Below are 6,002 nucleotides of genomic sequence, written 5' to 3'. Positions count from 1 at the left end.
GCCGAGTTAAAGAAGGCCAACCCAGACTTCGACCTGAATTCCTGACAACTGAAAAACCGAGTAATACCTGAAAATCCCTGTGGCGACACGGGGATTTTTTGTAGATTGACGGCATGATAAAGGCAACTGAATTGAGACTGGAGAACCTGGTGTTATACCAAGGCGAAGTGACGTCGGTATATAGCATTGAAAGAGGCGGGTTGACGTTCTCGCGGATCAACGGGACTGAAGTAAACAAGAATTCTGGGGCTACGCTGGGGACTGGCGAGGTTGATTTTTTGCCCATCCCCCTCACCGCCGAGTGGCTGGGAAGGATGGGATTTGACACGCAGGATTATGAAATTGATATCATCGAGTGGGCTACTGAAGGAAGAGCCCTTGATTTCGCCATCGATCAGATCGGCGTGCCACCCGAAAAACAGCCTTTTATATTCTCGTATGACCAAGGCATGGGGGATAGAAAGGTTGAGATCAAATACGTCCACCAACTTCAAAACCTCTACTTCGCTCTGACAGGTGAAGAGTTGACAGTTAAAGCGCTGGTATAATATTAGCCTTCTCTCCAGGCGCCGGTGGCAGGGCCGGCTCAATCGCAGAGTGCAAGTGCGAAGGGAGTGGGGTTCGAATCCCCATGATTCAGTCCGCATCGACTGTTGCGGTAACTCTGGTGAGACAAAGGCGCGGCTTACAGAAGTCGATAGAGCTCCGGCGGAATCCGGGGCTTTTCTGTTTTTGAAAAATAAGTGTCACAAATATTTGAAAGTTCCGAAAATAATGTATTTTAGTCCTCGGAAGTCGTCTCCATTGCCTTAACCCGAGTCAGTCCGGGGGCGGCTTCCAAAATTTCGGGGCGGTGCCCCAAAGCCAAACGGGGCGGTGCCCCAAAGCCATCGCGGAGGTTCCGCATCATCTCTCTCTATTTTCCTTTTCACCAAATGGCAAATTATACCGCCTCGGCACTACTCGCCGCACAGGCAAACTTCATTCCGGCTTTTGAACAGCCGGAAGTTCGGCGCAAACAGGACCCTGCCCTGATGCTCGCCATGAAAAACATGCAGGTGACGATCCCCGGACACCAGGAATTGCGCAAGAAAGATACCCGCCCCGTAAAGGCGTATATCCGCATCAAGCGCGCACCCAGCGCCACCACGGCCAAAGCCTACAACCACACCGGCACCAAGGCCGATTCCAAGGAAGTGACGTTGAGCTGGGTGCAGTTCGTCGAGCCGTTTACGGTTTACCGTAAAGCCGGCCAGTCCAATATGTTTGATTATGCTGCACAGCTCGGGCATGAAATGGCTGAGTCTGCTCGCAACCTTCACTCCCGGGCCGGCACCGCCGCCCTGGCGTATCTCCAGACAAACCGTTCGCAGGTTGCCGCTCCCTCTACCGGTGGTGCAGGTGCTTGGAACGGGGCCAATTTCGCGCTGGAAATCGCCGGTGCTGATGAAAAGCGGTTCTACCAGAACCTCGCCAGCTTCATGCGTCGGCAGAACTACCGCGGCCAGCTGGATATCATCTCCGACTCCACGGCTTACCGTCGGGCTGAATTCCTCGGCAACCAGGGCAACGCCAACCAAGAGAACCTTTCCTTTCAGTTCAAGGATCTCAATATCTCTGAGTCGACCGAAGACATCGACGCCAACTACGCCAACGGCTGCGCTCTCGTTATGCCCGCCGCGTCGTTCGCCGGTCTTCCCTGGAATGACCCGCTGAATATCGCAGGCGAAGGCAGCTACGACGAGTATACGGGCGGCTTCGGCGTCGTCCAGGACCCGCTCGGCTCGGGCCTGCTGTTCGACTTCCACGCCTACACGCAGCGCGCTGACGGCTCTGCTCAGGGCGGTGGCATCCAGGACTTGGTTCTGGAAGCGGAAATGACGCTCACCATTGGTTGGGTCACTCCTCCGCTGTCTGCTGCGAACGAGTCCGTTGTCTGGGAAGTTGCTCAGGGCGCGTAATTCAATAACTCTCAAACTCATAACTCAGAATAATGAAAAAACTTTTGTTTTTGGTTGCCTTTCTGGCTGGGCTGGCTTCGGCCACCCACGCCCAGAAGGCCGTAACGCTACCGCTTGCTGCAGGTGACACGATCACCAACACAGGCACGGCAAGCAAGGTCATTGAACTTACCAGCGGCCCCTCAGGGATCGCCGTACAGGTGGTTCTGACGAAGCTATCGGGAACCGGTGCCGGGACCGTCGTCTTGCAAGGTTGTAATGATGGCGTGAACTATACGGCAATCGGCAGCGCCTTCACGATCACCAATGTGACGACCCAATCGACGATGTTCTATGTGGCAGCGCCTGTGCCCCGGTTTGTCAAAGTCCTGGCGACGGGATCGGGTACGGAGTCGGTTGTTCAAACAGTGATTTATCGCGCGCCGAGATACCAGGCCCCCTAATGCGTAAGCCGATACTCATAACAGTCGGAGGTGGCGGCCCCTTTGATCCCGCTCCCAACGCGACGGACTGTATTGTCCCGTCGCTGGTGGGGCAGGATTGCTGGATCGAGAAGACCGGATACGGGACTTACCCGTACGACGGTTACCAGGTCCTCAGCGCTGGCGGCTTCCGACTCGTGGGCGGCACGACTTTCAATGCGGGCGAGACATGGTATATCCATCAGTCGGATCTAGCATACGGGTCTGCCGGCGGCAACCGCACGAATGGGTTCAACCTGTCGGCGATCATGGCCCTGCTGCTGAACCGGATCGGCTGGCGACAGTCGACGATTCCGAAGTACGCGATCCTGGACAGCAATAACCAGATATCGATATCCCTGCGGTATTTCAATGACTTCCATGCCCTGTGCACCGTCCCGAATCTTCGGGACTGCCAGGATAACCCGGAAATCAGCAACGCGGACTTCAACGCGTACCTGCAAAGCCTGCAACGGTCGGCTATCGCCCGCTGCTTGAATTCGGTCTTCCAGGAGCCCGACGACCTGGAGCACGTGCTGCTGTACGAGCGGAATACCCGGATTGAGCAGGCTGCGGACAACACAGGGCTGTTTGTCGGATATGAGATCAAGGTGGGCCAGTCCTTTGACATCGCCGTGCAGATCGACAGCGTGCGGCTATATTTCGACCAGCACGTAACCTTTCCGCTGTACCTGTTTAAAGACGGTAAGCGGTCGCCGATATGGACATCGACAGTCACTGCCACGGCGTTCGAAGCTACGATCGTCGATTTCTCCGACCTGGTGCTGAACTATATCGGCCCCGAGACGAAAGGCGCCATGTTCTACTTCGGATACTTCCAGACCGACCTTGGGTCCGCCCGGGCGATCCGGGAGCAGGTCGAGGGCTGGAATAAGACGCTGTGTTTCTGCGCCGGCGCCATCACGGCCCCGCAAACCGGTCCGCTCCTGTTCAATTCGTCGCTGCGGTACATCACCAATGTCCCGTACGGCCTGAATCTGGAAATGAGTTCTTTCCGGGATCACACCGCGATGATCACCAAAAGGGCCAACGTCTTCGACAACGCCGTTGGGCTCCAGATGGTGTACAACGTCCTCGAGCAGATACTCTATTCGACGCGCAGCAACGATAAGGAGCGCATCCTGAAAGAAGGGTTTGGTAGTGCAGGCGTCATGCTGGAGCTGAAAGGCGCCATCCCGGCCTCAGATGTGGCGAAGACCACGGGTCTGTCACAGAAGATCGAGACGGAAATCGCCAGGCTGCAGAAGACATTTTTCCCGAAGCCCAAGGGACAAACTCTCAATCTTGGCTATGCTGTATACGAAGACGGCCCCGGTTGGTATTGATATCCCGATCCAGCAGGCTCAAAAGAAGCTCTTTAACAACCTGAGCAAGGTATGGCCGCAAGGTATCACCTATGACGCGCATGGCCGTTGCTATCGCAACAAAAAAGGCAACGGCATGATCGCTGAGGTCTTTGTCGGCAACGACGAATACAAGGAGGTATACCTGAACGATACCCTGGCGGCGATCTCGTTCTTCGGTATCGCGGATAAGATCGCCATCCAGGCCGAGGCCATCGTCAACGTGCACCTGGTGGTCTTCGCGAACCTGGACAAGCTGAAGCCGGGCATCAGCCATCGCGCCGACGAAGAAGTCCGGCAGGATGTCGCCCGGGCGATGGGTAATGCGGCCTATGGCCTCAACTACGAGTCGCTTGAGATGGGCATCGACAATATTCTGCGGGAGTACCCGGGATCCCGGCGTGAGGATGGATTGAAGGCGGCAGATATGAGTCCTTGGCATTGTTTCAGGCTGAATTATCGAATGATCTACAACCCTTTGTCAACGTGCTAATTATTAACTTTTAAACTTTCATAAAAATGAGTCTTAGCCAATGCGGTCTTGTCGGTGGAAATACCGGTGGACCTGAATGCGATCCCTCGAAAGACCGCCCGGTCGGTCTCACATTTGGTGGCGGCACCTTCGACGCCGGCGACTATGTCGATGGGCCCACCTTCGCCGTAGAGTTTGTCAGCAAAACAAAGCTGGCTACCGGCGACAGCGAAAAACTTTTCCCGTTCCCTGAATTGCAGGGCAATACCGACCAAACCGAGGCGCCTAAGACCGGGTCCTTGGGCTATGGCCTCAAGTTCGTGCTCCTCGGCGCAAAGCCCGCGTACGAATTCGACGTGGTCGCAGGGTCTACCACCGAGCAGAAGCTGTTTGCGTTGGATGGCGCAACCGTGCCTGTCTATGTGCACGGCAGCACCGGCAAAACGTGGGGTACACGGAGCCGCACCACGGACATCTTCAAGGGCTTCAAGGTCCTGGTATCCATCGTCGGCAAAGGTTTCGATGATGCCCAGAACGTGAAATCCACGAAGGTGACATTGAGTTTCGTCAGCTCTGACGAGTTCTACAAGACAGCCGCGTACATCACCACCGATATGACATCGTCCGACCTGGTTGGGCTGATGGACGGCATCGCGTATGAGCCGATTGCCCATACGGTCAACGCCTACAAGATCGGTGTGAAGGTGCTTACAGCGGCGCTGGGCGGCGACCTCAACGTGTACGATTCGTACGCCGACGAGCTTGTGGCGGGTCTGGTGACTGCCTTTACCGGTGCGGCATTCGGCACGACCCTGGCGATCACTTCGTTTGTGAAAGATACGGTCAACAAATGCTGGACCCTCACCTTCGATAACACCGCCTATACCGCGCTTGCTGCCAATACGAAGATTAAAGTGTTCTTAGGGCCTACCCCCGCTGACCTCGACGCAGCGGATATCACAGGGCTGGAAATCCTTCCGATCATCGTGTCAAAATAATCGCATGAAATACGACGGCAAATGGTTCGGCGATCACCTGGGGGATTTTAGCATCGACCAATTTAAGAAGGAGGTCGACAGCACCTTCTCGGGTGACCCTAAAAAGGGGAAAAAGATCGCCGAACTGTTTGCCCTATTTCAGCTGCGGAAAACTACGGATAAATCTGGGGTTGAGAATACGGATAATAATGGGGACAATACACGCTCTACTTCGCAAGTTTGAAAGTCTCAACGTCGAGAATGTATGCCATTCCGTTATGGATCAATCGAAAGATGAGCTTTTGGAGCGGAACAAGAACCAAATGTACGACGGCAAGACGCGAACGGGGGAGGATATTTCCCCTTCGTACCTCGAAGACCCTTACTTTAAATCGCCAGAGGCCGCTCAGCGCTACTCGGATTGGAAAGACGACATCACTCCGAACAGTAACCGGAAGCCAGGCGTACCTAACCTGTACATCAACGGGGCCTTTTACAGGTCTCTCCGAATTGAGGTTTCTGGCGAGGTGATCATCACCGATTCCAGTTTCCCGGAAGCCGCCGACATCGAACGGAAGTTCACGACGAAGATATTCGGTCTTGGCGGCAGGTATAAGGCCGACTTCCTGTCAGATTTTCTGAAGCCTGTTTTCCGTGAGCATATAATGGCGGCTACTGGTTTAAATTTCCCTTTATGAGCGGCTGTATCGATTGTTTCGGGACGACGAAGGGGATGGGACAGACTGACAAGGCAAAAATCATCAAGG

Annotated in this window: 8 protein-coding genes; all 8 read left to right on the top strand. The window is 54.9% G+C overall.

Annotated elements, in window-relative coordinates; genetic code table 11:
• The first annotated feature begins 113 nt into the window (after nucleotides 1-113).
• The 8 genes from VGM48_RS24430 (at nucleotide 114) to VGM48_RS24395 (ending at nucleotide 5,933) form a co-directional block, all read left to right on the top strand.
• Nucleotides 114-548, top strand: a complete 435-nt coding sequence (locus VGM48_RS24430; protein ID WP_331583515.1) for a hypothetical protein — start codon at nucleotides 114-116, stop codon at nucleotides 546-548.
• 387 nt (nucleotides 549-935) lie between these two features.
• Nucleotides 936-1,961 (top strand): hypothetical protein, encoded by a 1,026-nt coding sequence (locus VGM48_RS24425; RefSeq protein WP_331583513.1) that lies wholly within the window; start codon nucleotides 936-938, stop codon nucleotides 1,959-1,961.
• A 32-nt stretch (nucleotides 1,962-1,993) separates the two neighbouring features.
• Nucleotides 1,994-2,404, top strand: a complete 411-nt coding sequence (locus VGM48_RS24420; RefSeq protein ID WP_331583511.1) for a hypothetical protein — start codon at nucleotides 1,994-1,996, stop codon at nucleotides 2,402-2,404.
• Nucleotides 2,404-3,768: a hypothetical protein gene (locus VGM48_RS24415; protein WP_331583509.1), complete on the top strand. Its 1,365-nt coding sequence runs from the start codon at nucleotides 2,404-2,406 to the stop codon at nucleotides 3,766-3,768. The genes VGM48_RS24420 and VGM48_RS24415 overlap by 1 nt, the downstream gene beginning before the upstream one ends.
• Entirely contained in the window at nucleotides 3,734-4,279 is a 546-nt protein-coding gene (locus VGM48_RS24410) for a hypothetical protein (protein WP_331583507.1), read from the top strand. The genes VGM48_RS24415 and VGM48_RS24410 overlap by 35 nt, the downstream gene beginning before the upstream one ends.
• 26 nt (nucleotides 4,280-4,305) lie before the next feature.
• Nucleotides 4,306-5,256, top strand: a complete 951-nt coding sequence (locus VGM48_RS24405; RefSeq protein WP_331583505.1) for a hypothetical protein — start codon at nucleotides 4,306-4,308, stop codon at nucleotides 5,254-5,256.
• Between the two features lie 4 nt (nucleotides 5,257-5,260).
• Nucleotides 5,261-5,479, top strand: a complete 219-nt coding sequence (locus tag VGM48_RS24400; protein WP_331583503.1) for a hypothetical protein — start codon at nucleotides 5,261-5,263, stop codon at nucleotides 5,477-5,479.
• Between the two features lie 34 nt (nucleotides 5,480-5,513).
• Nucleotides 5,514-5,933 carry a hypothetical protein gene (locus VGM48_RS24395; protein ID WP_331583501.1) on the top strand — a complete coding sequence of 140 codons (420 nt, stop codon included), beginning with the start codon at nucleotides 5,514-5,516 and terminating at the stop codon, nucleotides 5,931-5,933.
• Nucleotides 5,934-6,002 lie beyond the last annotated feature (69 nt).

The sequence above is a fragment of the Puia sp. genome, from assembly GCF_036500295.1.
In the GTDB taxonomy this organism is placed as follows: Bacteria; Bacteroidota; Bacteroidia; order Chitinophagales; family Chitinophagaceae; genus Puia.
Note: the sequence above shows the minus strand (reverse complement) of the source record. Positions and strands in the feature narration are given on the sequence as shown.